This is a genomic window from Streptomyces thermoalcalitolerans (genome assembly GCF_039525155.1).
Taxonomy (GTDB): Bacteria; Actinomycetota; Actinomycetes; order Streptomycetales; family Streptomycetaceae; genus Streptomyces; species Streptomyces thermovulgaris.
Genome location: NZ_BAAAHG010000009.1, coordinates 106,760 through 127,894, shown reverse-complemented (window position 1 = coordinate 127,894; position 21,135 = coordinate 106,760). Strand labels below are relative to the sequence as shown.

The following is a 21,135-nucleotide window of genomic DNA, read 5'->3' as shown; positions in this document are numbered from 1 at the left end:
CGAACGGCCAGGCAACCGAGCACAACCGGTGTGGAGGTGCGGATGCGTCGTCCTGTCGCACGGAAACTGACGGTCCTGGCGGTCTCGGCCGCCTTGGTGTCGGTGGGCGCGGCCGCCCCGCTCGACGCACAGCCCCGCACCGATCCCGGACCGGCCCGGAAGACCCCCGTCGCCGTCGGCCACGGAGGCGTGGTGGCCAGCGTCGACGCGGACGCCACCGCCGCCGGCATCGAGGTGCTGAGGAAGGGCGGCAACGCCGTCGACGCGGCCGTCGCCACCGCCGCCGCCCTCGGCGTCACCGAGCCCTACTCCGCCGGCATCGGCGGAGGCGGCTACTTCGTCTACTACGACGCCCGCACCCGCACCGTGCACACGATCGACGGCCGCGAGACCGCCCCGCTGAACGCCGACTCCCGGCTGTTCCTGGAGAACGGCAGGCCGATCCCCTTCGACGCCGCCGTCAGCAGCGGACTGAGCGTCGGCACCCCCGGCACGCCCGCCACCTGGCAGACGGCCCTGGACCGGTGGGGCACCAGAAGCCTCGCCACCCTCCTGGAACCGGCCGAGCGCCTGGCCCGCGACGGCTTCACCGTCGACGAGACCTTCCGCGAGCAGACCGCCGCCAACGAGGCCCGCTTCCGCTACTTCCCCGCCACCGCCGAACTGTTCCTGCCGAACGGCAGGCTCCCCGTCGTCGGCTCGACGTTCAAGAACCCCGACCTCGCCCGCACCTACCGGAAACTCGCCCGCGAGGGCATCGGCGCGCTCTACCACGGCGACCTCGGCAAGGACATCGTCAAGGCGGTCAACCACCCGCCGGTCGACCCCGCCTCGGGCTGGAACGCCCGCCCGGGCACGCTGTCCGTCAAGGACCTCGCGGCCTACCGCACCGTCCTCCGGGCCCCCACCAGGACCTCCTACCGCGGTCTGAACGTGTACTCGATGGCGCCCTCCTCCTCCGGCGGCACGACCGTCGGCGAGGCCCTCAACATCCTGGAGGGGACGGACCTTTCGAAGGCGAGCGAGACCCAGTACCTGCACCGCTTCATCGAGGCGAGCCGCATCGCCTTCGCCGACCGCGGACGCTGGGTCGGCGACCCCGCCTTCGAGAACGTCCCCACCAAGGAGCTGCTGTCGCAGAAGTACGCCGACTCACGGGCCTGCCTGATCAAGGACAACGCGGTCCTCACCAGCCCGCTCGCACCCGGCGATCCGCGCCGCCCCAAGGCCTGCGCCCGGGGCGGCACGGCGACACCGACGACGTACGAGGGCGAGAGCACCACGCATCTGACGGTCGCCGACCGCTGGGGCAACGTCGTCGCCTACACCCTCACCATCGAGCAGACCGGCGGCAGCGGCATCACCGTGCCCGGCCGGGGCTTTCTGCTGAACAACGAGCTCACGGACTTCTCCTTCGCCCCGGCCGACCCGGCCGTGCACGACCCGAACCTGCCCGGCCCGGGCAAGCGTCCGCGCTCGTCGATGGCGCCGACGATCGTGCTCGACCGGCACAACCGGCCGATGATGGCGCTCGGTTCACCCGGCGGCGCGACCATCATCACCACCGTGCTGCAGGTCCTGACCGGCGTCCTGGACCGGAACCTGCCGCTGGCCGACGCGATCGCCGCACCCCGCGCCAGCCAGCGCAACACGGTCCAGACCGACCTCGAACCCGGCCTCTACGACAGCCGGTTGAGGAAGCGGCTGGAGGAGATCGGCCACTCCTTCAAGCTCAACCCCGAGATCGGCGCCGTCACCGCCGTCCAGCATCTGCCGGACGGCAGATGGCGGGCCGCCGCGGAGAAGGTCCGCCGGGGAGGGGGCTCGGCGATGGTGGTGCACCCGGTGCCGTAGACCCGCAGGGCTCCCGGTGCCGTAGAGCCGCGGGACCGTGCGGCCGGTGACACGGCAAGGCCGTCTCCCCCTCGGGCAGAGTCCGCTCCCCCATCGGGCAGAGCTCGTTCTCCCCTCGGGCACGGCAGGGGCCCGTCTCCCCTCGGGCGGAGACGGGCCCCTGCCCCGCTCACTCGATGGGCGCCGGCGTGGGCTCCCGGTCCTGGACGTCGAACGTCAGCCGGTCGTCCGCCACGTCCACCGTGACCCGGCTGCCCTCCTGGACCCGGCCGTCCAGCAGCAGCCGGGACAGCTGGTTGTCGACCTCGCGCTGAATGGTGCGGCGCAGCGGGCGGGCGCCGTACTCGGGCTGGTAGCCGCGCCGGGCGAGCCAGTCGACGGCCGCGTCGGTGAACTCCACGGCCACGCCCTGCGCGTGCAGCAGCCGGCGGGTCCTCTCCAGCAGCAGGTCGGTGATCTGCCGCAACTGCTCGCCGGTGAGCCGGCGGAAGACGACGATCTCGTCGATCCGGTTGAGGAACTCCGGGCGGAAGTGCTCCCGCAGCGGACGCAGGATCTGCTCGCGCCGCGCCTCCTCGTCCGCCTCGGCGCCTCCCGCGCCGAAGCCGATCCCGGCACCGCGCCGGGTGATCAGCTCCGAGCCGAGGTTGCTGGTCATCACGATGACGGTGTTGGTGAAGTCCACCGTGCGGCCCTGGGCGTCGGTGAGCCGCCCGTCGTCGAGCACCTGCAGCAGGATGTTGAAGACGTCCGGGTGCGCCTTCTCGATCTCGTCGAGCAGCAGCAGGGAGTACGGGTGCCGGCGCACCACCTCGGTGAGCTGACCGGCCTCCTCATGGCCGACGTACCCGGGCGGGGCGCCCACCAGGCGGCTGACGGTGTGCCGCTCCTGGTACTCGCTCATGTCCAGCCGGACCATCCGGTCCTCGCTGCCGAACAGCGCCTCGGCCAGCGCCCGGGCCAGCTCGGTCTTGCCGACGCCGGTCGGGCCGAGGAACAGGAAGCTGCCGATGGGCCGGTCCGGGCTCGCCAGCCCCGCGCGGGAGCGCAGCACCGCCTCGGCGACCGCGCTCACGGCCTCGTCCTGGCCGACGACCCGCTGGTGCAGATGCTCCTCCAGACCGAGCAGACGCTCCTTCTCCTCCTGGGTCAGGCTGCTGACCGGGATGCCGGTCTGCCGGGACACCACCTCGGCAATGGCCTCGGCGGTGACCTTCAGATGCTGCCCCTCGTCGGCCTCCCCGCCCCCGGTGGCCTGCGCGATCTTCTGCTTCAGCTCGGCGATCCGGTCGCGCAGCCGGGTGGCCTGCTCGTACTGCTCGTCCGCGACCGCCTGGTCCTTGTCCAGGGTGAGCTGTTCGATCTCGCGCTCCATGGCCCGTATGTCGGCACCCTTGGTGCGGGCCCGCAGCCTGACCCGGGCGCCGGCCTGGTCGATCAGATCGATCGCCTTGTCCGGCAGACGCCGGTCGGTCAGATACCGGTCGGACATCTCCACGGCGGCCACCAGCGCCTCGTCGGTGTAGCGGACCTGGTGGTGGGCCTCGTAGCGGTCGCGCAGCCCGCGCAGGATCTCCAGGGCGTCCGGGACGGACGGTTCGGGCACCAGGATCGGCTGGAACCGGCGGGCCAGCGCCGCGTCCTTCTCGAGCCGCCGGTACTCCTCCAGCGTGGTCGCACCGACGATGTGCAGCTCGCCGCGGGCCAGGGCGGGCTTGAGGATGTTGCCCGCGTCCATCGCGCCGCCCTCGCCGCCCGCGCCGGCGCCGACGACGGTGTGCAGCTCGTCGATGAAGACGATCAGCTGGTCGGAGTGGGCGCGGATCTCGGAGACGATGGTGTTCAGACGCTCCTCGAAGTCGCCCCGGTAGCGGGTGCCCGCTACCACGGCCGTCATGTCCAGGGCCACCACCCGGCGGTCGAGCAGGATGTCGGGCACGTCCCCGTCGGAGATCCGCTGGGCGAGCCCTTCGACGATGGCGGTCTTGCCGACCCCGGCGTCCCCGATGAGCACCGGGTTGTTCTTGCCCCGCCGGGAGAGCACCTCGATGGTCTGCTCGATCTCCCGCTCCCGCCCGATCACGGGGTCGATGCGCCCCTGCCGGGCCAGGTCGGTCAGATCGCGCCCGTACTTGTCCAGGGTCGGCGTCGAGGAGGCCCGCTGCCGTTCCGTCCCCGGCGCCGTGGTGGTCTCCGGCGTCTCGGACTGCAGCCCGCGCGCCGCGAACCGGGCCGAGTGCAGGATGTGACCGGCCGCGGAGTCGGGGTTCGCGGCGAGCGCGCTGAGCAGGTGCTCCGGGCCGATGTACCCGGCACCGCCGGCCCGCGCCATGTCGTGCGCGTCGAGCAGGGCGCGCTTGACGGCCGGGGTGAGGGCGAGGGTGGTCGGCGGAGGCAGGTCGCCCGGCGGTTTCTGGACGGGACCGGCGCGCTCGTCGATCTGCGAGGCGAGCGAGTCCGGGTCCGCGCCCGCCCGGCTGAGCAGACTGCGGGTGGGCTCGGTCGCGAGCGCCGCCCGCAGCAGATGCTCGGTGTCCAGATCCCGGCTGCCGTGCTCGACGGCGTACTGCGCCGCGCCCTTGACGAGCTCCCGGGCGGGCTGGCTGAGCAGCCTGCCGATGTCGACGTGCCGGGGTCCCTGACGGGGGCCGCCGAAGAAGCGGGCGAGGAATTCGCCGAAGGGGTCGCCCTCCGGTCCGATGAAGCCGCTGGTCATCGTTTCGGTTCCTTCGCTGACGAGTGGCTCCCGCCGGGTATCCGGTCGAGCTGCGCTCATGCCACGATGACACGTCCGGTTTCACCGGGCATGCCGGGCACCTGCCGGCCCAGGGCGCGCTCCCGCCGCACGGCGCGGGTGCGGCGGGGCCCTCATGCCGCCCGGCGACCTGGTCCTGTGTCGACGCGGCGGGACCGCCCGGCGGCCCGGCTCGGCGCCCCTGCACAGGCCGCCCTACCGTTCCGTGAGGATGCGCGGGCCCGCTTGTGTGATCGCCACTGTGTGCTCCACATGCGCCGCCCGGGAGCCGTCGCGGGTGCGGAGGGTCCAGCCGTCGGGAGCCACGCGGTAGCCGTCCGTGCCGCCGGCCAGCAGCATGGGCTCGAGAGCGAGGACCATGCCGGGGCGCAGAGGAAAGCCGCGGCCGGGGCGGCCCTCGTTGGGGACGTCGGGGTCCTCGTGCATACGGCGGCCGATGCCGTGGCCGCCGAAGCCGTCCAGGATGCCGTAGCCCGCCGCCCGGCACACCGTGCCGATGGCATGGGCGATGTCGCCGATGCGGTTGCCGGCCACGGCGGCCTCGATGCCGGCGGCCAGTGCGCGCTCGGCGGTCTCGATCAGTCTCAGATCGGCGGGACGCGGCCGGCCCACGACGAAGCTGATGGCCGAGTCGCCGACCCAGCCGTCGAGTTCGGCGCCGAAGTCCACGGAGACGAGATCGCCGTCGCGCAGCCGGTAGCCGGTGGGGACGCCGTGCACGACCGCGTCGTTGACGGAGGTGCACAGGACCGCCGGGAACGGGGTCGGGGCGAAGGAGGGCCGGTAGCCGAGGAAGGGCGAGGAGGCACCCGCCTCGCGCAGGACCTCGCGGGCCACTGCGTCCAGCTCCAGCAGGGAGACCCCCACGCCGGCGGCTTCGCGCACGGCGGTCAGGGCCCGCGCCACCACCTGGCCGGCCCGGTGCATGGCGTCGATCGACGCGTCTGTCTTCAGTTCCACCATTCCAATTACTATACCGGTATTTGAATAACGGAAGCCGCGATAGGATGGCGGCATGGTGCGCACTCCTCTGACCCCGGAAGAGCGCGAGCGCGGTGAGCGGCTCGGGCGGTTGCTGCGCCAGGCGCGCGGCGACCGCAGCATGGCGGAGATCGCGGCGCGCGCGGGCATCTCGGCGGAGACCCTGCGCAAGATCGAGACCGGCCGGGCCCCGACTCCGGCCTTCTTCACGGTGGCGGCCCTGGCCCGTGCCCTCGGGCTGTCGCTGGACGAGCTGGCGGGATGGTGCACCCCGGTCGAGGTGTGACCCGGACGGCACTCGCCCAGTGGGGTGTGAAACCCGGCCGACTTCGCGGGTTGGCCATGACGTGCCTTGGCAAGGTGGTCCGAAAGGCGTACGTTCGTCCCTCTAGGCCTGTTCTACGGGCGTAGAGGCTCTGCCCCTGCCGTACGTCGAAGGAGCAGCTCATGGCCAACGTCGTCCGTGCGGCCCTGGTCCAGGCCACCTGGACCGGCGACACCGCGTCCATGATCGCCAAACATGAGGAGCACGCCCGCGAGGCGGCTCGTCAAGGCGCCCGGGTCATCGGATTCCAGGAAGTCTTCCACGCGCCGTACTTCTGCCAGGTGCAGGACGCGGAGCACTACCGCTGGGCCGAGCCCGTGCCGGACGGGCCCACCGTGCGGCGGATGCAGGACCTCGCCCGTGAGACCGGCATGGTCGTCGTCGCCCCCGTCTTCGAGGTCGAGCAGCCCGGCTTCTACTACAACACCGCCGCCGTGATCGACGCCGACGGCCGCTACCTCGGCAAGTACCGCAAGCACCACATCCCCCAGCTCAAGGGATTCTGGGAGAAGTTCTACTTCAGGCCCGGCAACCTCGGCTGGCCCGTCTTCGACACCGCCGCCGGCAGGATCGGCGTCTGCATCTGCTACGACCGCCACTTCCCGGAGGGCTGGCGGCAGCTCGGCCTGAACGGCGCCCAGCTCGTCTACAACCCCTCCGCCACCCACCGCGGCCTCTCCGCCCACCTGTGGCAGCTGGAGCAGCCGGCCGCCGCCGTCGCCAACGAGTACTTCGTCGCCGCGATCAACCGCGTCGGCCGGGAGGAGTACGGCGACAACGACTTCTACGGGACGAGCTACTTCGTCGACCCGCGAGGACAGTTCGTCGGGGACGTCGCCGGCGACGCCAAGGACGAACTCCTCGTCCGCGACCTCGACTTCGGCCTCATCGAAGAAGTGCGGCAGCAGTGGGCCTTCTACCGCGACCGCCGCCCCGACGCCTACGAAGGACTGGTGCGGCCATGAGCGACCTGTACGCCCGCCACCGGGCCGTCGCGCCCGACTGGCTCGCGCTCTACTACGAGGACCCCATCGAGATCACCCACGGCGAGGGCCGATACGTCTGGGACGCGAACGGCAAACGCTACCTCGACTTCTTCGGCGGGATCCTGACCACCATGACCGCCCACGCGCTGCCCGAGGTCACCAAGGCGGTGAGCGAGCAGGCCGGGCGGCTCCTCCACTCCTCCACCCTCTACCTCAACCGGCCGATGGTCGAACTGGCCGAACGCATCGCCCAGTTGAGCGAGATCCCGAACGCCCGGGTCTTCTTCACCACCTCCGGCACCGAGGCCAACGACACCGCGCTGCTGCTCGCCACGGCCTACCGGCGCAGCAACACCGTCCTGGCCATGCGCAACAGCTACCACGGCCGCTCCTTCAGCGCGATCGGCGTCACCGGCAACCGCGGCTGGTCCCCGACCTCCCTGTCCCCGCTGCAGACGCTGTACGTCCACGGCGGCGTACGCACCCGCGGCCCGTTCGCCCACCTGGACGACGCGGAGTTCATCGCCGCCTGTGTGGAGGACCTCAAGGACCTCCTCGGCCACACCCGCCCGCCCGCCGCGCTGATCGCCGAACCCGTCCAGGGCGTCGGCGGGTTCACCTCCCCGCCCGACGGCCTGTACGCCGCCTTCCGGGAGGTGCTCCAGGAGCACGGCATTCTCTGGATCTCCGACGAGGTGCAGACCGGCTGGGGCCGCACCGGCGACCACTTCTGGGGCTGGCAGGCGCACGGACGCAGCGGACCGCCGGACATCGTCACCTTCGCCAAGGGCCTCGGCAACGGCATGTCCATCGGCGGGGTCGTCGCCCGCGCCGAGATCATGAACTGCCTGGACGCCAACAGCATCTCCACCTTCGGCGGCACCCAGATCACCACGGCCGCGGCCCTCGCCAACCTCACCTACCTCCTCGAACACGACCTCCAGGGCAACGCCCGGCGCGTCGGCGGGCTGCTCATCGAGCGGCTGCGGGCCGCGACCGCCGACCTGCCCGGCGTACGGGAGGTACGCGGACGCGGACTGATGATCGGCATCGAACTGGTCCGGCCCGGCACGGACGAGGCCGACCCGCGGGCGGCCTCCGCCGTGCTGGAAGCGGCCCGCGAGGGCGGTCTGCTCATCGGCAAGGGCGGTGGCCACCACACCAGTGCCCTGCGCATCGCCCCGCCGCTGTCCCTGACCGTCGCGGAGGCCGAGGAGGGCGCCGCGATCCTGGAGCACGCCCTGCGCAGCGCCTGCTGAGGAGTCCCGTACCGGAACGAGGAGCCCCGCACCGCGACCGGGCCGAGCCGGGGCCGTGCGACCGGGCCGAGCCGAGGTCATGCGACCGGGCCGAGCCGGGCCATGGCCGCCACGGTCCGCCGTGGCCCCGGAACGCCCGTCGCCGACCGCGCGCCCCGGCCCGGGGCCCGCGGTCCCACCGCGCACGTCCGACCGGAAGCCGACCGAAATCCGACCGGAAACCGATCCGGAGCAGACCGGAATCCGACCGGAAGGAGCAGGGAGCATGAGCCGTACCGTCATCCGCGGCGGTCTTGTCATCACCGCCGCCGACGAGATCCACGCCGACGTCCTGATCGAGGACGGCCGCATCGCCGCCCTCGCCGCCTCCGGCACCCCGGCCGCCGAGGCGTTCACCGCCGAGCGCACCCTGGACGCCACCGGCAAGTACGTCATCCCGGGCGGGGTCGACGCACACACCCACATGGAGATGCCCTTCGGCGGCACCCGCGCCTCGGACACCTTCGAGACCGGCACCCGGGCCGCCGCCTGGGGCGGCACGACCACGATCGTCGACTTCGCCGTCCAGAGCGTCGGCTCCTCCCTGCGCGAGGGCCTGGACGCCTGGCACGCCAAGGCCGAGGGCACCTGCGCGATCGACTACGGCTTCCACATGATCGTCTCCGAGGTGAACCAGGAGACGCTGAAGGAAATGGATCTGCTGGTGGAGGAGGGCGTGACCTCCTTCAAGCAGTTCATGGCGTACCCGGGGGTGTTCTACTCCGACGACGGACAGATCCTGCGCGCCATGCAGCGCGCCGCCGGGAACGGCGGGCTGATCATGATGCACGCCGAGAACGGCATCGCGATCGACGTCCTGATCGAGCAGGCGCTGGAGCGCGGCGAGACCGCCCCGAGGCATCACGGCGAGGTCCGCAAGGCCCTGCTGGAGGCCGAGGCCACCCACCGCGCCATCCGGCTCGCCCAGGTCGCGGGCGCACCCCTGTACGTCGTGCACGTCTCGGCCCAGGAAGCGGTCGCCGAGCTGACCCGGGCCCGCGACGAGGGACTGCCCGTCTTCGGCGAGACCTGTCCGCAGTATCTGTTCCTGTCCGCCGACAACCTCGCCGAGCCCGGCTTCGAGGGCGCGAGGTACGTGTGCAGTACACCCCTGCGCCCCAAAGAGCACCAGGCGGCCCTGTGGAAGGGCCTGCGCACCGACGACCTCCAGGTGGTCTCCACCGACCACTGCCCCTTCTGCTTCACCGGCCAGAAGGAACTCGGCCGCGGCGACTTCTCCCGGATCCCCAACGGGATCCCGGGCGTCGAGAACCGGATGGACCTGCTGCACCAGGCCGTCGTCGACGGGCACATCTCACGCCGCCGCTGGATCGAGATCGCCTGCGCCGCTCCGGCCCGGATGTTCGGCCTGTACCCGAAGAAGGGCACCATCGCGCCGGGCTCCGACGCCGACATCGTTCTCTACGACCCGCACGCCGAGCAGGTCGTCTCCGCCGAGACCCACCACATGAACGTCGACTACTCGGCGTACGAGGGCAGGCGCCTCACCGGCCGGGTGGAGACCGTCCTCTCGCGCGGCGAACTCGTCATCACCGAGCGGGAGTACACCGGACGCGCCGGACACGGCGTCTACCTCCCGCGCTCCACCTGTCAGTACCTCGGCTAGGAGTGCCCCTCCCATGGACTTCGGACTCGTCCTGCAGACCGATCCGCCCGCCTCACGCGTCGTCAGCCTGATGCAGCGGGCCGAGCGCAACGGCTTCCGCTACGGCTGGACCTTCGACTCCGCCGTACTCTGGCAGGAGCCGTTCGTGATCTACAGTCAGATCCTGGCGCACACACGGAAGCTGACCGTCGGCCCGATGGTCACCAACCCGGGCACCCGCACCTGGGAGGTCACCGCCTCCGCCTTCGCCACCCTCAACGACATGTTCGGCAACCGCACGATCTGCGGCATCGGCCGCGGTGACTCCGCGATGCGCGTCGCCGGCCGCAAGCCCAACACCCTCGCCAGGGTCAGCGCGGCCATGAAGGTCATCCGGGCGCTGGCCGCCGGGGAGGAGGCCGACCTCGGCGGCGGCACGGTGGTCAGATTCCCGTGGGTCAAACCGGGCGCCCGGCTCCCCGTCTGGATGGCCGCGTACGGCCCCAAGGCGCTGAGGACGGCCGGCGAGGAGGCCGACGGGTTCATCCTCCAGCTCGCCGACCTCCAGCTGACCGAGTACATGGTGGGGGTGGTCAAGGACGCGGCGGCAGCGGCCGGACGCGACCCGTCCGAGGTGGCGGTCTGCGTCGCCGCGCCCGCGTACGTCACCGCGGACGACTCGCCCGCGGCCCTGGCCCACGCACGCGAACAGTGCCGGTGGTTCGGCGGGATGGTCGGCAACCATGTGGCCGACCTGGTCGCCCGCTACGGCGAGCACTCCGCCGCCGTTCCCCGCGCGCTCACCGACTACATCAAGGCCCGCGAGGGCTACGACTACGCCCACCACGGACGCAGCGGCAACCCCGACACCCGGTTCGTGCCGGACGAGATCGTCGACCGGTTCTGCGTCGTCGGGCCCGTCGAGAAGCACATCGAGAAACTGAACGCGCTGCGCGAGCTGGGCGTCGACCAGTTCGCCGTGTACGACATGCACGACGCACAGGAGGAGGTGATCGACGCGTACGGGCAGAAGGTGATCCCCGCCGTCGGCTCCTGACCCACCGCGCGGCCCGAAGGGGGCGCGGTCAGCTCTTCCGGCCGTTCGCCAGCGTGGCCACCGCCTCCTTGGCGGCCTTGATGGCACCCTTGTTGATCTCGTCCGTACTGGGCGCCTTCTTCGTCTCGAAGTCGCTGCCGTTGTACGTGACGGACACGATCGCGTTGGCGGTCCGGACCAGCACGGAGCCCTCGCGGGTCTCCTGCTTGTCCTCCGTGGTCAGGTTCACGACGGAGTAGGCCTCGTCGCCGAGGCCGGGCACCGCGCCGCCGCCGCTCTTGTCAGCGGTCCGCTGCTGGTACGACTTTCGCGCGGCCTCGTCCGAGTCCATGATCTCGAAGGACACGTCCAGCCAGCGGTAGTCGAAGCCCTTGAGCGCGTTCCAGGAGCAGGTGCGGCGGACGGTCGAGTCCGTCGACGGGATCTCCTTGCCCGCCGTCTTCGCACCCGGCACCAGGGACGTGATCGTCTTCTCGGTGAGGCTGGTGCACGGCACCGGCGCGGACGTGTACGTCTTCGGCGCCTCGGTCTCCGAGGACGCGGAGGATCCGGAGGACTCGGAGGAGGACGAGCTGCCGGTCTCGCGTGTCTGCTGCTGGGCCGCCTTGGGCTCGGCGGCGGACTCGCTGGCGAACGGACCGGATGTCAACGCCCAGCCCGCACAGGCGAGTATGACGACCGGACTCAGACGCGCGGTGAGCGCGAGAGGCAGAGGAAGTTCACGCACGGCGCACTTCTCGTAGTGGGGGGACGGACGCGGTGTGGAACGAGTCCGCATCACGGACGGGCCCTTAGTTTCACACGACTGCGGGCGGGACGGAAGTGAGACTTCGCTGCGTGCCCGCCCGCTCACGACAGCTCGTTCCCGGTGCGCTGTTTGCCGCTTATGCTCCGGCGGAGGCGGACGGGCGGCCGAGTGGCGGGCGGCCGAGTGGTGGACGGGCGGCCGAGTGGCGGACGGCGCCGGCACCCGTAGGGTGCGGTGTGTGAGGGCTGGTGCGGTGCTGCTGCCCGTGGAGCTGCGGGACGGGGGAGGGGAGCAGCCGCTGAGGACGCCGGGGACAGAGGGAGGGCCCGGTGTGTGGCTGGTGCGGGCGGAGACGTTCAGGACGGTCGTGGCCCGCCTGGCCCCCGTGGTGCTCGACAGCTCCGAGAAGGAGCGCGCGGCAGCCTTCAGAAGGGCGCGGGACAGGGACACCTACCTGGCCGGACATGTGGGGCTGCGGCTGCTGCTGGGCGCACATCTCGGCGTACCGCCCGCCGATGTCCCCCTGGAGCGGCTGCCGTGCCCGATGTGCGGGGGGCCGCACGGGCGCCCCGTGGTGCGCGGCGATGCCGTGCACTTCTCGCTGTCGCACAGCGAGGGGGTGTGCCTGCTGGCATGCGCGGCGGCCCCGGTGGGCGCGGACATCGAGGCGGTCCCCGGGCTCGCGGTCGCCGAGGAGGTCGGAGCCTGTCTGCATCCGCGGGAGAGCGCCGAGTTGAGCGGACTGCGGCCGGTGGACAGGCCGGCGGCGTTCGCCCGGGCCTGGGCCCGTAAGGAGGCCTATCTGAAGGGTCTGGGCGTCGGGCTGGGACGCGCCATGTCACTGGACTACGTGGGAACGGCGAGCGGAGCGGTGGCCACGGTGCGGGGCTGGACGATCGTGGACGTGGCGGTGGACGACGGATACGCCGCCGCGGTCGCCGTCCGCTGCTGAGGGTCCGGCTGCGGTCTGCCGCCCGTGCGTTCGGTGAGGCGGCCCTGGCCGGGCCGGTCGCCGGCGGCCTCGTACCCGCCCCGGCCCGTCGGCCGTGACCTTCGGCCGTGCCGGCCCGTCGGTCGTGCCGGCCGGTCCGGAGGGGCGCGGGCCGCGAAGGCCCGGGGTCAGGCCGCGGGGGAGGGGGCGGCGACCGTCTGCGGGTCGAGCGCGTCGTCGCCGTAGAGGTCCCGTACCCAGTTGCTCTGGTAGACGGTTTCGAGGTAGCGCTCGCCGAGGTCGGGGGAGATGGCCACCGCGGTCGGCCGCCGGTGGTGCCCCGCGTGCCGGGCGAGCCACCGGGAGGCGCCGCTGACGACGGTGCCGGTGGAGCCGCCGAAGACGAACCCGCGCCGCGCCATCTGGTGACAGGTGCGGATGGTGTCGGCCTCGCTGACCAGGATCACCTCGTCCACGTACGACTCGTCCAGCAGCGGCGGGCGGACGTTGGCGCCGAGACCGGGGATCATGCGTCGGCCCGGGGTGTCCCCGAAGGTGACGGAGCCCTCGCTGTCGATGGCGACGATGTGCACCGGCCTGTGCCAGCCGCGGAAGTAGCGGGCGCAGCCCATCAGCGTGCCGGTGGTGCCCGCCCCGACGAAGAGGACGTCGAGATCGGGGAAGTGGCGGGCGATGGCGGGGGCGGTGGTGCGGAAGTGCGCCATCTGGTTCTTGGGGTTGGTGTACTGGTTGAGCCATACGTAGCGGTCGTCCGAGGCGCACAGCGCGCGGACGTGGTTGAGGCGCGCGGCGAGCAGTCCCCCCTCGGGGGCGGGCTCGGTGACGATGTGGATCCGGCTGCCGAGGGCCTCCATGAGCAGCCGGGTGGGCAGATTGCACCGGGAGTCGGTCACGCAGACGAACGAGTAGCCCTTGCTGGCCGCGATCATGCTCAGGGCCACGCCCAGATTGCCGGAGGAGGATTCGACGAGGATCGAGTCGCTGCGGAGACGGCCCTCGCGTTCGGCGGCCTCGACCATCTCGGCCGCGGCCTTGAGTTTGATGGACCCGGCGAAATTGAATCCCTCGCACTTGAGGAAGATCCGGTGGCCGATGATCGCCTCCAGGTCGACATAGAGGTCGTCCTGATTGAAGGCCTGGGGGGTGGATATCACTGGCACGACTGCCTCCTGCTCTGTGGTGACCCGTCCTGTGCCGCTTGTCCGCGATGCGGGCGGCTGACGGAGGACGTCGCCTGCCGGGCGACTCCCTTGAGACCCCTCCAGTACGCGCGGCCGGCGCGGTCGTGTCATGCCACCGGAATTCGGGACTTGACCGGCTGTGTCATGTGGTATAAGCACACGCTTTCCGCTGGGTGGGGAGGGCGAGAAGGGCGAGAAGAGGGGAGTCGCGCGGGCTCGGTGCACGCGGTGCTGCGGTTTCCGGTCGAGCCCGGTCGCGGGTCAGAGCGCGGGTCAGGACGCGGGAGGGAGCGCGGCGGGCCGGTCAGGGGCGAACCCGTCCGGCGCGCTCCGCACGGGCAGGACCTGGTCCCTACGCGGCGTAACCCGTTCTGTGCGGGGAGTAGTCGTGTCCTCTCGTGCCCTCTCGTGCTCTCCCGTGATTCCTCGTGATCCGGGCGTACCGCGGTCATCGCCGGTCGTCCGCCCCGACGGCATCACGTCCGCGGGGCCTTTAGACCTATTGGTGCCCGGTGTCAAGTAACGAGATTCAGCGGCATGACGCGAAGGGTGCCGGCCCGGTCCACTGGAGGGGCGGGCGTCAGGAATTCCGCTGTGAAAAACCCGGCGCCACCACGGGTGGAAAAGCCCCCATCCGCGATCACACCGATCACACCGACGACACCGGAGCTCACATGGCCGGGAATTCCACCGATATCCGAGCTGCCGCACCGCCCGGCACTTCCCTGCACCCCGACGAAAACGGCTGCGACAGGACCGACGACAAGTCCGCTGACCAGTGCGCCGACCCGAAGGCTCGTGCCGTGCGGCTCCTGGCGGAGGTCCTGGCCGACGTCGTGGGCGTGGAGCAGGTGTCGGCGGACCACCATTTCTTCCATGATCTGGGCGCGGATTCGCTCGTGATGGCCCGGTTCTGCGCACGCGTCCGCAAGCGGGCGGATCTGCCGTCCGTGTCGATGAAGGACATCTACCGGCATCCCACGGTCGGGAGCCTGGCCGCCGCGCTCACCGGACCCGACGCCGCGGCCCCGGCACCCGCGGCCCCCACGGCCGCCACCGGCGCGGCGACCACGGACGGCACGCCCACGCCCGGCGCCTCGACGGCCACCGTGCCGCCGAGCGGCGCGCCCGCTTCCGCTTCCGTTTCCGTGCCGTCCGGTCCGGCGTCCACCGAGGCATCCGGTCCGGTGTCCGGTCCGGCCTCCGCCGGGGCTTCCGCTCCGGCGGAGGCCGCGGACGTCACCCGGGCGGCGGACGAGGGGCCGGCGCGGGCGGGCACACGGCAGTACCTGCTCTGCGGACTGCTGCAGTTCCTGTTCTTCCTCGGGTACTCCTACCTGACCGCCCTGGCCGCGGTCCGCGGCTACGAGTGGATCAGCGGGGCCTCTTCCCTGACGGACCGCTATGCGCGTTCCGTACTGGTCGGTGGCATCGGCTTCATCAGCCTGTCCGTCATGCCCATCCTGGCCAAATGGACGCTCATCGGCCGGTTCACGCCAGGCCGGTTCCCCGTGTGGAGCCTTGCCTATGTGCGCTGGTGGGTCGTGAAGACCCTGATCCGTACGAGCCCTATGCGCATGTTCACCGCGTCACCGCTGTACGTGCTGTATCTGCGGGCGCTGGGCGCCCGTATCGGACGCAACGTCGCGATCTTCTCCACCCACATTCCCGTGTGCGCCGATCTGCTGACGATCGGAGACGGGACGGTCATCCGCAAGGACGCGCTGTTCTCCTGTTACCGCGCCCATGCCGGTTTCATCCAGACCGGCCCGGTCACGCTCGGCAAGGACGTCGTCGTCGGTGAACAGACCGTCCTCGACATCGGCACCTCCATGGGTGACGCATCCCAGCTCGGACATGCCTCCGCCCTGTACGCCGGGCAGTCCGTGCCCGCCCGGGAGCGCCGGCACGGATCACCGGCGGAGGCCACCACCACGGACTTCCGCGCGGTGGAGGCCGCCGACTGCTCCACCGCCAGGAAGGTCTGCTACAGCGTCGGGCAGCTGCTGGCCCTGCTGCTGGGCTGGCTGCCGCTGACCACGGCCGGCGTGACCCTGCTGCTTGCCGCGGCACCGCAGCTGAACGTGTCCCTCGGCTCCGGGGCGTCGCTGTTCACCGGCTGGACCTTCTGGCTCGGCGCCCTGATCGTGTCCTTCGTGGTGTTCTTCGGCGCCATGCTCGCCGGGCTTCTCCTCCAGGGCATGGTGCCGCGCCTGCTCCACCTGGCCCTCAAGCCGGACAAGGTCTATCCCCTCTACGGCTTCCCCTACGGCCTGCAGAGGGCCATCGCCTTCCTGACCAACAGGAAGTTCTTCCCCACGCTGTTCGGCGACAGCTCGGCGATCGTCCACTACCTGCGCTACATCGGCTACGACCTGCGCCGGGTCGTGCAGACCGGCTCGAACTTCGGCATCGAAGTGAAGCACGACAACCCGTTCTTGAGCGCGGTGGGCAGCGGCACGATGGTCGCCGACGGCCTGTCGGTCATCAACGCCCGCTTCTCCAACTCCTCGTTCTCGCTCTCCCAGGCCTCGGTCGGAGCGCGCAGTTTCCTCGGAAACCAGGTCGTCTATCCGTCGCAGGCCAGGACCGGCGACAACTGCCTGCTGGCCACGAAGGTCATGGTGCCCATCGACGGAGAGGTACGGGAGAACACCGGTCTGCTGGGGTCGCCGCCCTTCGCCATTCCCCGGACGGTGCTGCGGGACACCCGGCTGAGCCACCTCGAGAGCAGTGGTGCGCTGCGCCGCCGGCTCGTCGCCAAGAACCGGCACAACGCCGCCACCGCGGTGCTGTATCTGCTGGCGCGGTGGTTCCACGTCTTCGTCCTCACCCTGCTGACCCTGGGAGTCAAAACCCTCTACCCCGTCGTCGGTGTGCCGGTGATCACGTCGGCCGTCGTCCTCTCCCTCGTCTTCTCCGTCTGCTACTTCGCGCTCCTCGAGCGGGCCGCCGCCGGTTTCAAGGCCCAGAAGCCCCTGAACTGCTCCATCTACGACCCGTCCTTCTGGCGGCACGAACGCTTCTGGAAGATGGCGTCGGTCGAGCCGACCCCGTTCTTCAACGGAACCCCGTTCAAGAACGTGGTCCTGCGGCTGCTGGGTGCCCGTGTCGGCAAGCGGGTCTTCGACGACGGCTCCGTCTTCCCCGAGCGGACGATGGTGACGATCGGGGACGACTGCACCCTCAACGCGGGCACGGTGATCCAGTGCCACTCGCAGGAGGACGGCGCCTTCAAGGCCGACCGCACCACGATCGGCGCCGGCTGCACCCTCGGCGTCGGCGCACTCGTCCACTACGGCGTGACCATGGGCGACCACGTCGACCTCGCCTGCGACTCCTTCCTCATGAAGGGCGAGTACGTCCCGTCGTACGCCCGCTGGGGCGGAAACCCGGCCCGTCAGCTGCCCGACCCCACCCCTCACCCGCACACCTTCGCGGCGGCCCGCGCCTGAGGCCCCGCACACATGCCCCGCCCCCTCATAACCCGAACACTCCGAGCACCCCGAACAACCCGAGCATCCCGAACAACCCGAGCACCCCGAACAACCCGGGCATCCCGAGCACCCCGAGCACAAGGACGGACCCAGATGCCGCTCAACACCCCCCTCGACCGCGACGTCCACCACGATGTCCCGACCGCCTCCGGAGGCTTCACGCCCCTTCCGCGCTGGACCCGCAACCCGGTGGCCGGACTGGCCGAGCACCACGCGCCGATCCCCGCCGACCACGTGACAGCCCTGCGCCGCCTGGCGGACGACCTGGCCCTGCCGCTGAGCTCCGTGCTCCTGGCGGCGCACGCCAAGGTGCTGGCCGCGCTGACCGGCGAACGCGACATCACCACCGGCTGCGTCGCCGCGGACGGCACCCGGCCGCTTCCGTGCCGGCTGACGACGGCTGCCGGCTCATGGCGGGCCCTGCTGACGGACACCCACAAGGCCGTCGCGCAGCTGCTCACCCCTCGCCCCTCCCTGGGGGACGGCCTCGGGTACGGACGCGTTCCGACCGGGCCGCCGTGCGACACCGTGCTCAATGCGACCGGTGTCGACGGCGACCCCGTCGGCACCGGCGACGAGTCGGCGGCCGACCGCGTGGAGCAGGCCCCGGAGACAGTGCTGCGGGTGGCCGTCGTACGCCACGGAGACGGCCGGCTCATGCTGCGGCTGCGCTACCGCACCGACGCCCTCGACGCCGACGGCGCCGCCCGCATCGCCGGCTACCACCTCACCGCGCTCTCCCTCATCGCCGCCGACCCGGACGCGGACCACGCACGGCAGAGCCTGCTGTCGGACGAGGAGCTGCGCTTCCAGATCGAGGGACTCGCCGGGCCGCACCGCCCCCTGCCCGACGCCCGGGTCCATGAGCTGTTCGAGCAGCGCGTACGGCAGCACCCGTACGCGGTCGCGGTCGTGCACGGCGGACAGCAGTGGACGTACCGGGAGCTCAATGCCCGCGCCAACCGGCTGGCCCGCGCGCTGCTGGCGCGAGGACTCGGCCGCGAGGACGTCGTCGCGGTGGTCACGGACAGGAACCTGGACTGGGCGGCCGCCGTTCTGGCGGTCCTCAAGGCGGGCGGCGTGTACCTCCCCGTCGAGCCGCATCTGCCGGCCGAACGGATCAAGGCCATGCTCGCCCGCTCCGGGTGCCGGCTCGTGCTCACCGGCACCGTCGGCAGCGGCACCCTCCGGGCGGCCCTCGCGTCGATGCCCGCGGTCCGGACTCTGCTCACCGACACCGCCTACGAGGAGGGTCACGCCCCGTGCGACCTCGGCATGACCGTCACGCCCGGCCAGTCGGCGTACGTCTACTTCACCTCCGGCTCCACCGGTGAACCCAAGGGCGCCGTGTGCGAGCACGCGGGCATGCTCAACCACCTCTGCGCCAAGATCGACGACCTGGAGATCACCGAGGGGCAGGTGGTCGCCCAGACCGCGCCCCAGTGCTTCGACATCTCGCTGTGGCAACTGCTCTCCGCCCTGCTCGTCGGCGGGCGGACGCTGCTGGTCGAGCAGGAGGTGATCCTCGACGTGGCGCGGTTCGTCGACAAGATCGTCCGCAGCCGGGTCGCCGTCCTGCAGGTCGTGCCCTCGTACCTGGAAGTCGTCCTGACGTATCTGGAGCAGCACCCGCGCGCACTGCCCGACCTGCGGTACGTATCGGTGACCGGCGAGGCGCTGAAGAAGGAACTCGCCCAGCGCTGGTTCGCCGCCCAGCCCGGCATCAGGCTGGTCAACGCCTACGGCCTGACCGAGACCTCCGACGACACCAACCACGAGATCATGGACCGTGCACCGGACGGCGACCGGGTTCCGCTCGGCCGGCCGGTCGGCAATGTGCACCTCTATGTCGTCGACCGGCATCTGAACCCGGTGCCGCTCGGCGCACCGGGCGTGATCGCCTTCTCCGGGATCTGCGTCGGCCGCGGCTATGTCAACGACCCGGAGCGCACCAGCTCCGTCTACCTGCGCGATCCCCACCACGAAGGCCGTCGTCTCTACCTCAGCGGCGATGTCGGCCGCTGGCTGCCCGACGGCAGGCTGGAGTTCCTCGGCCGCCGTGACACCCAGGTCAAGATCCGCGGGTTCAGGATCGAGCTCGGAGAGATCGAGAACACCCTGCTCCGGGTGCCCGGTGTCCGCGACAGCGCCGTGGTGGTCGTCGAACGCCCCGACCGCAGCACCCATCTGGTGGCCTTCTACGCGTCCGCGCGGCCCCTCGACACCGGCGCCCTGCTGGGCCGGCTCGGCGCCGCCCTGCCCGCGTACATGGTCCCCTCGGCCGTCCACTGGAGCGAGAGCCTTCCGCTGACCGCCAACGGCAAGATCGACCGGAAGACCCTGACGGCCCTGGCCACCCGGCTCCACGCCGCCGAGGACACCGAGAATGCCGGGAACGCCGAGGACGCCGAGGACGGCGCCCGGCCGCCCGGTGCACCCGGTACGCCCGCCGAACGGCGGCTGGCGGCGGCATGGGCGGGCGTGCTCGGCATCCCCCAGGACCGGATCGGACGCCACGACCACTTCTTCGACCTGGGCGGCACCTCGCTGACGGCCGTGAAACTCGCCATCAGCCTGGACCGCGCGGTGTCCCTGGCGGACATCACCCGCCACCCCGTCCTCATGGACCTGGCCGGGCTTCTGGAAGCCCCCTCCGGCCGGCAGCCGACCGCACCGTCGCACTCGGCCTGACCGAGGACCGAGGTCCGAGGGCCTTCCCACCCGGGCCCTCTCCCTTCAGACCCTTCTCCCTCAGCCCCTTCTCACCACCACGGAAATCCCACCCCCACCGAAAGGACAAGGACGATGGCGTTCCCCGCCTCCGCCGACCCCAACCCCATCACCCCCGTCACCCCCACGTCCGCCGCCGCACGGCCCGGGACGGACCCGGGCGGGCACCACGGCAGGCTCCCCCTCCTGCACGCCCACCTCCGCGCCCCCGAGGACGCGCCGGGCTGGGCGGCCGAACACCGCCACGCCCTCCGCGGCCTCGTCACCGAACACGGCGCGCTCCTCGTCCGCGGCCTCGGTCTGCGCGACACCGACCAGGTCCGCGCCGTCTTCCAGCACCTGGCTCCCGCCCTCATGACCGAGAGGGAGGCCTTCGCCCCCCGCCACACCCATGCACCGGGCGTCCACTCCTCCACGCCCTGGCCGGCCAACCAGCCCATGTGCATGCACCATGAGCTCAGCTACACCCACGCACCGCCCGGCCTGCTGCTCCTGGCCTGTCTGACACCGCCCCGCACCGGCGGAGCCACCGCCCTCGCCGACGCCTCCGCCGTCCTTGACGCGCTCCCGCCCCGGCTGGTGCGGCGGTTCGAGGAGGAGGGCTGGCTGCTCATACGGACGTACCACGACGAGATAGGGGCCTCCTGGGAGGAGGCGTTCGGCACCGACGACAAAGCCGCCGTCGAGGACTACTGCCGCGCCCACGCGATCGACTTCCGCTGGCAGCCCGACGGGAGCCTGCGCACCCGCCAGCACCGTCGCGCCGTGGTGCGTCACCCGGTCACCGGCCGGCGCTGCTGGTTCAACCAGATCGCGTTCCTGAACGAGTGGACCATGGCTCCGGAGGTACGGGAGTACCTCGTCGACCTCTACGGCCCCGACGGACTGCCCTTCACCACCCGCTTCGGGAACGGCGACCCGGTCGGCGAGGACATCGTCCAGCTGATCAACACGGTGTACGACGACCACACCGTGCGCGAGCCGTGGCAGGCGGGGGACCTGATGCTCGTGGACAACGTCCGCACGGCCCACAACCGGGAGCCCTTCGAGCCACCCCGCGACATCGTCGTCGCCATGGCCGAGCCGCTGCCCCCGTCCCTCTGCACGCCGGCCCCCGAGAGGAGCGCCCGATGACCTTCCACCGCTTTGACGCCCACGCCACGAA

Annotated in this window: 14 protein-coding genes; 10 read left to right on the top strand and 4 right to left on the bottom strand. The window is 71.5% G+C overall.

Features of this window, described 5'->3' with window-relative positions; genetic code table 11:
• The first annotated feature begins 42 nt into the window (after positions 1–42).
• Positions 43–1,854, top strand: coding sequence for a gamma-glutamyltransferase (gene ggt, locus ABD224_RS08360; protein ID WP_344048530.1), 1,812 nt, complete (start codon positions 43–45; stop codon positions 1,852–1,854).
• A 169-nt stretch (positions 1,855–2,023) separates the two neighbouring features.
• Here the strand turns inward: ggt and ABD224_RS08355 are convergent, their stop codons facing one another.
• Together ABD224_RS08355 and map are read right to left on the bottom strand one after the other, a co-directional pair.
• Complete coding sequence (locus ABD224_RS08355) at positions 2,024–4,570, bottom strand: ATP-dependent Clp protease ATP-binding subunit (RefSeq protein ID WP_344048528.1); 2,547 nt, start codon at positions 4,568–4,570, stop codon at positions 2,024–2,026.
• Positions 4,571–4,804: 234 nt separating this feature from the next.
• Positions 4,805–5,572 carry a type I methionyl aminopeptidase gene (gene map, locus ABD224_RS08350; protein ID WP_344048526.1) on the bottom strand — a complete coding sequence of 256 codons (768 nt, stop codon included), beginning with the start codon at positions 5,570–5,572 and terminating at the stop codon, positions 4,805–4,807.
• Positions 5,573–5,624: 52 nt separating this feature from the next.
• On the opposite strand from map, the gene ABD224_RS08345 reads away from it, so the two are divergent.
• The 5 genes from ABD224_RS08345 (at position 5,625) to ABD224_RS08325 (ending at position 10,862) form a co-directional block, all read left to right on the top strand.
• A complete protein-coding gene (locus tag ABD224_RS08345) occupies positions 5,625–5,876 on the top strand; it encodes a helix-turn-helix domain-containing protein (RefSeq protein WP_344048524.1) in 252 nt (83 codons plus the stop codon).
• A 161-nt stretch (positions 5,877–6,037) separates the two neighbouring features.
• Positions 6,038–6,880: a nitrilase-related carbon-nitrogen hydrolase gene (locus tag ABD224_RS08340; protein ID WP_344048522.1), complete on the top strand. Its 843-nt coding sequence runs from the start codon at positions 6,038–6,040 to the stop codon at positions 6,878–6,880.
• Positions 6,877–8,160 carry an aspartate aminotransferase family protein gene (locus ABD224_RS08335; RefSeq protein WP_344048520.1) on the top strand — a complete coding sequence of 428 codons (1,284 nt, stop codon included), beginning with the start codon at positions 6,877–6,879 and terminating at the stop codon, positions 8,158–8,160. The genes ABD224_RS08340 and ABD224_RS08335 overlap by 4 nt, the downstream gene beginning before the upstream one ends.
• 265 nt (positions 8,161–8,425) lie before the next feature.
• Positions 8,426–9,826 (top strand): dihydropyrimidinase, encoded by a 1,401-nt coding sequence (gene hydA, locus ABD224_RS08330; RefSeq protein ID WP_344048518.1) that lies wholly within the window; start codon positions 8,426–8,428, stop codon positions 9,824–9,826.
• Between the two features lie 13 nt (positions 9,827–9,839).
• Positions 9,840–10,862, top strand: coding sequence for a TIGR03842 family LLM class F420-dependent oxidoreductase (locus ABD224_RS08325; RefSeq protein WP_344048516.1), 1,023 nt, complete (start codon positions 9,840–9,842; stop codon positions 10,860–10,862).
• A gap of 28 nt (positions 10,863–10,890) precedes the next feature.
• On the opposite strand, the gene ABD224_RS08320 is transcribed toward ABD224_RS08325, so the two are convergent.
• Positions 10,891–11,589: a hypothetical protein gene (locus ABD224_RS08320; RefSeq protein ID WP_344048514.1), complete on the bottom strand. Its 699-nt coding sequence runs from the start codon at positions 11,587–11,589 to the stop codon at positions 10,891–10,893.
• Between the two features lie 259 nt (positions 11,590–11,848).
• Between ABD224_RS08320 and ABD224_RS08315 the strand changes: the two genes are divergently transcribed.
• Positions 11,849–12,562, top strand: a complete 714-nt coding sequence (locus ABD224_RS08315; protein ID WP_344048512.1) for a 4'-phosphopantetheinyl transferase family protein — start codon at positions 11,849–11,851, stop codon at positions 12,560–12,562.
• Positions 12,563–12,729: 167 nt separating this feature from the next.
• Here ABD224_RS08315 and sbnA read toward each other — a convergent pair whose 3' ends face one another.
• Positions 12,730–13,722 (bottom strand): 2,3-diaminopropionate biosynthesis protein SbnA, encoded by a 993-nt coding sequence (gene sbnA / locus ABD224_RS08310; protein ID WP_344048510.1) that lies wholly within the window; start codon positions 13,720–13,722, stop codon positions 12,730–12,732.
• A 695-nt stretch (positions 13,723–14,417) separates the two neighbouring features.
• Between sbnA and ABD224_RS08305 the strand changes: the two genes are divergently transcribed.
• The 3 genes from ABD224_RS08305 to ABD224_RS08295 all read left to right on the top strand — a co-directional run bounded on the left by ABD224_RS08305 (position 14,418) and on the right by ABD224_RS08295 (position 21,104).
• Positions 14,418–17,198, top strand: a complete 2,781-nt coding sequence (locus tag ABD224_RS08305; protein ID WP_344048508.1) for a Pls/PosA family non-ribosomal peptide synthetase — start codon at positions 14,418–14,420, stop codon at positions 17,196–17,198.
• Between the two features lie 135 nt (positions 17,199–17,333).
• On the top strand, positions 17,334–19,931 hold the full coding sequence (locus ABD224_RS08300; protein WP_344048506.1) for a non-ribosomal peptide synthetase: 2,598 nt from the start codon (positions 17,334–17,336) through the stop codon (positions 19,929–19,931).
• A gap of 114 nt (positions 19,932–20,045) precedes the next feature.
• Positions 20,046–21,104, top strand: a complete 1,059-nt coding sequence (locus ABD224_RS08295; RefSeq protein WP_344048504.1) for a TauD/TfdA family dioxygenase — start codon at positions 20,046–20,048, stop codon at positions 21,102–21,104.
• The last annotated feature ends 31 nt before the right edge of the window (positions 21,105–21,135 follow it).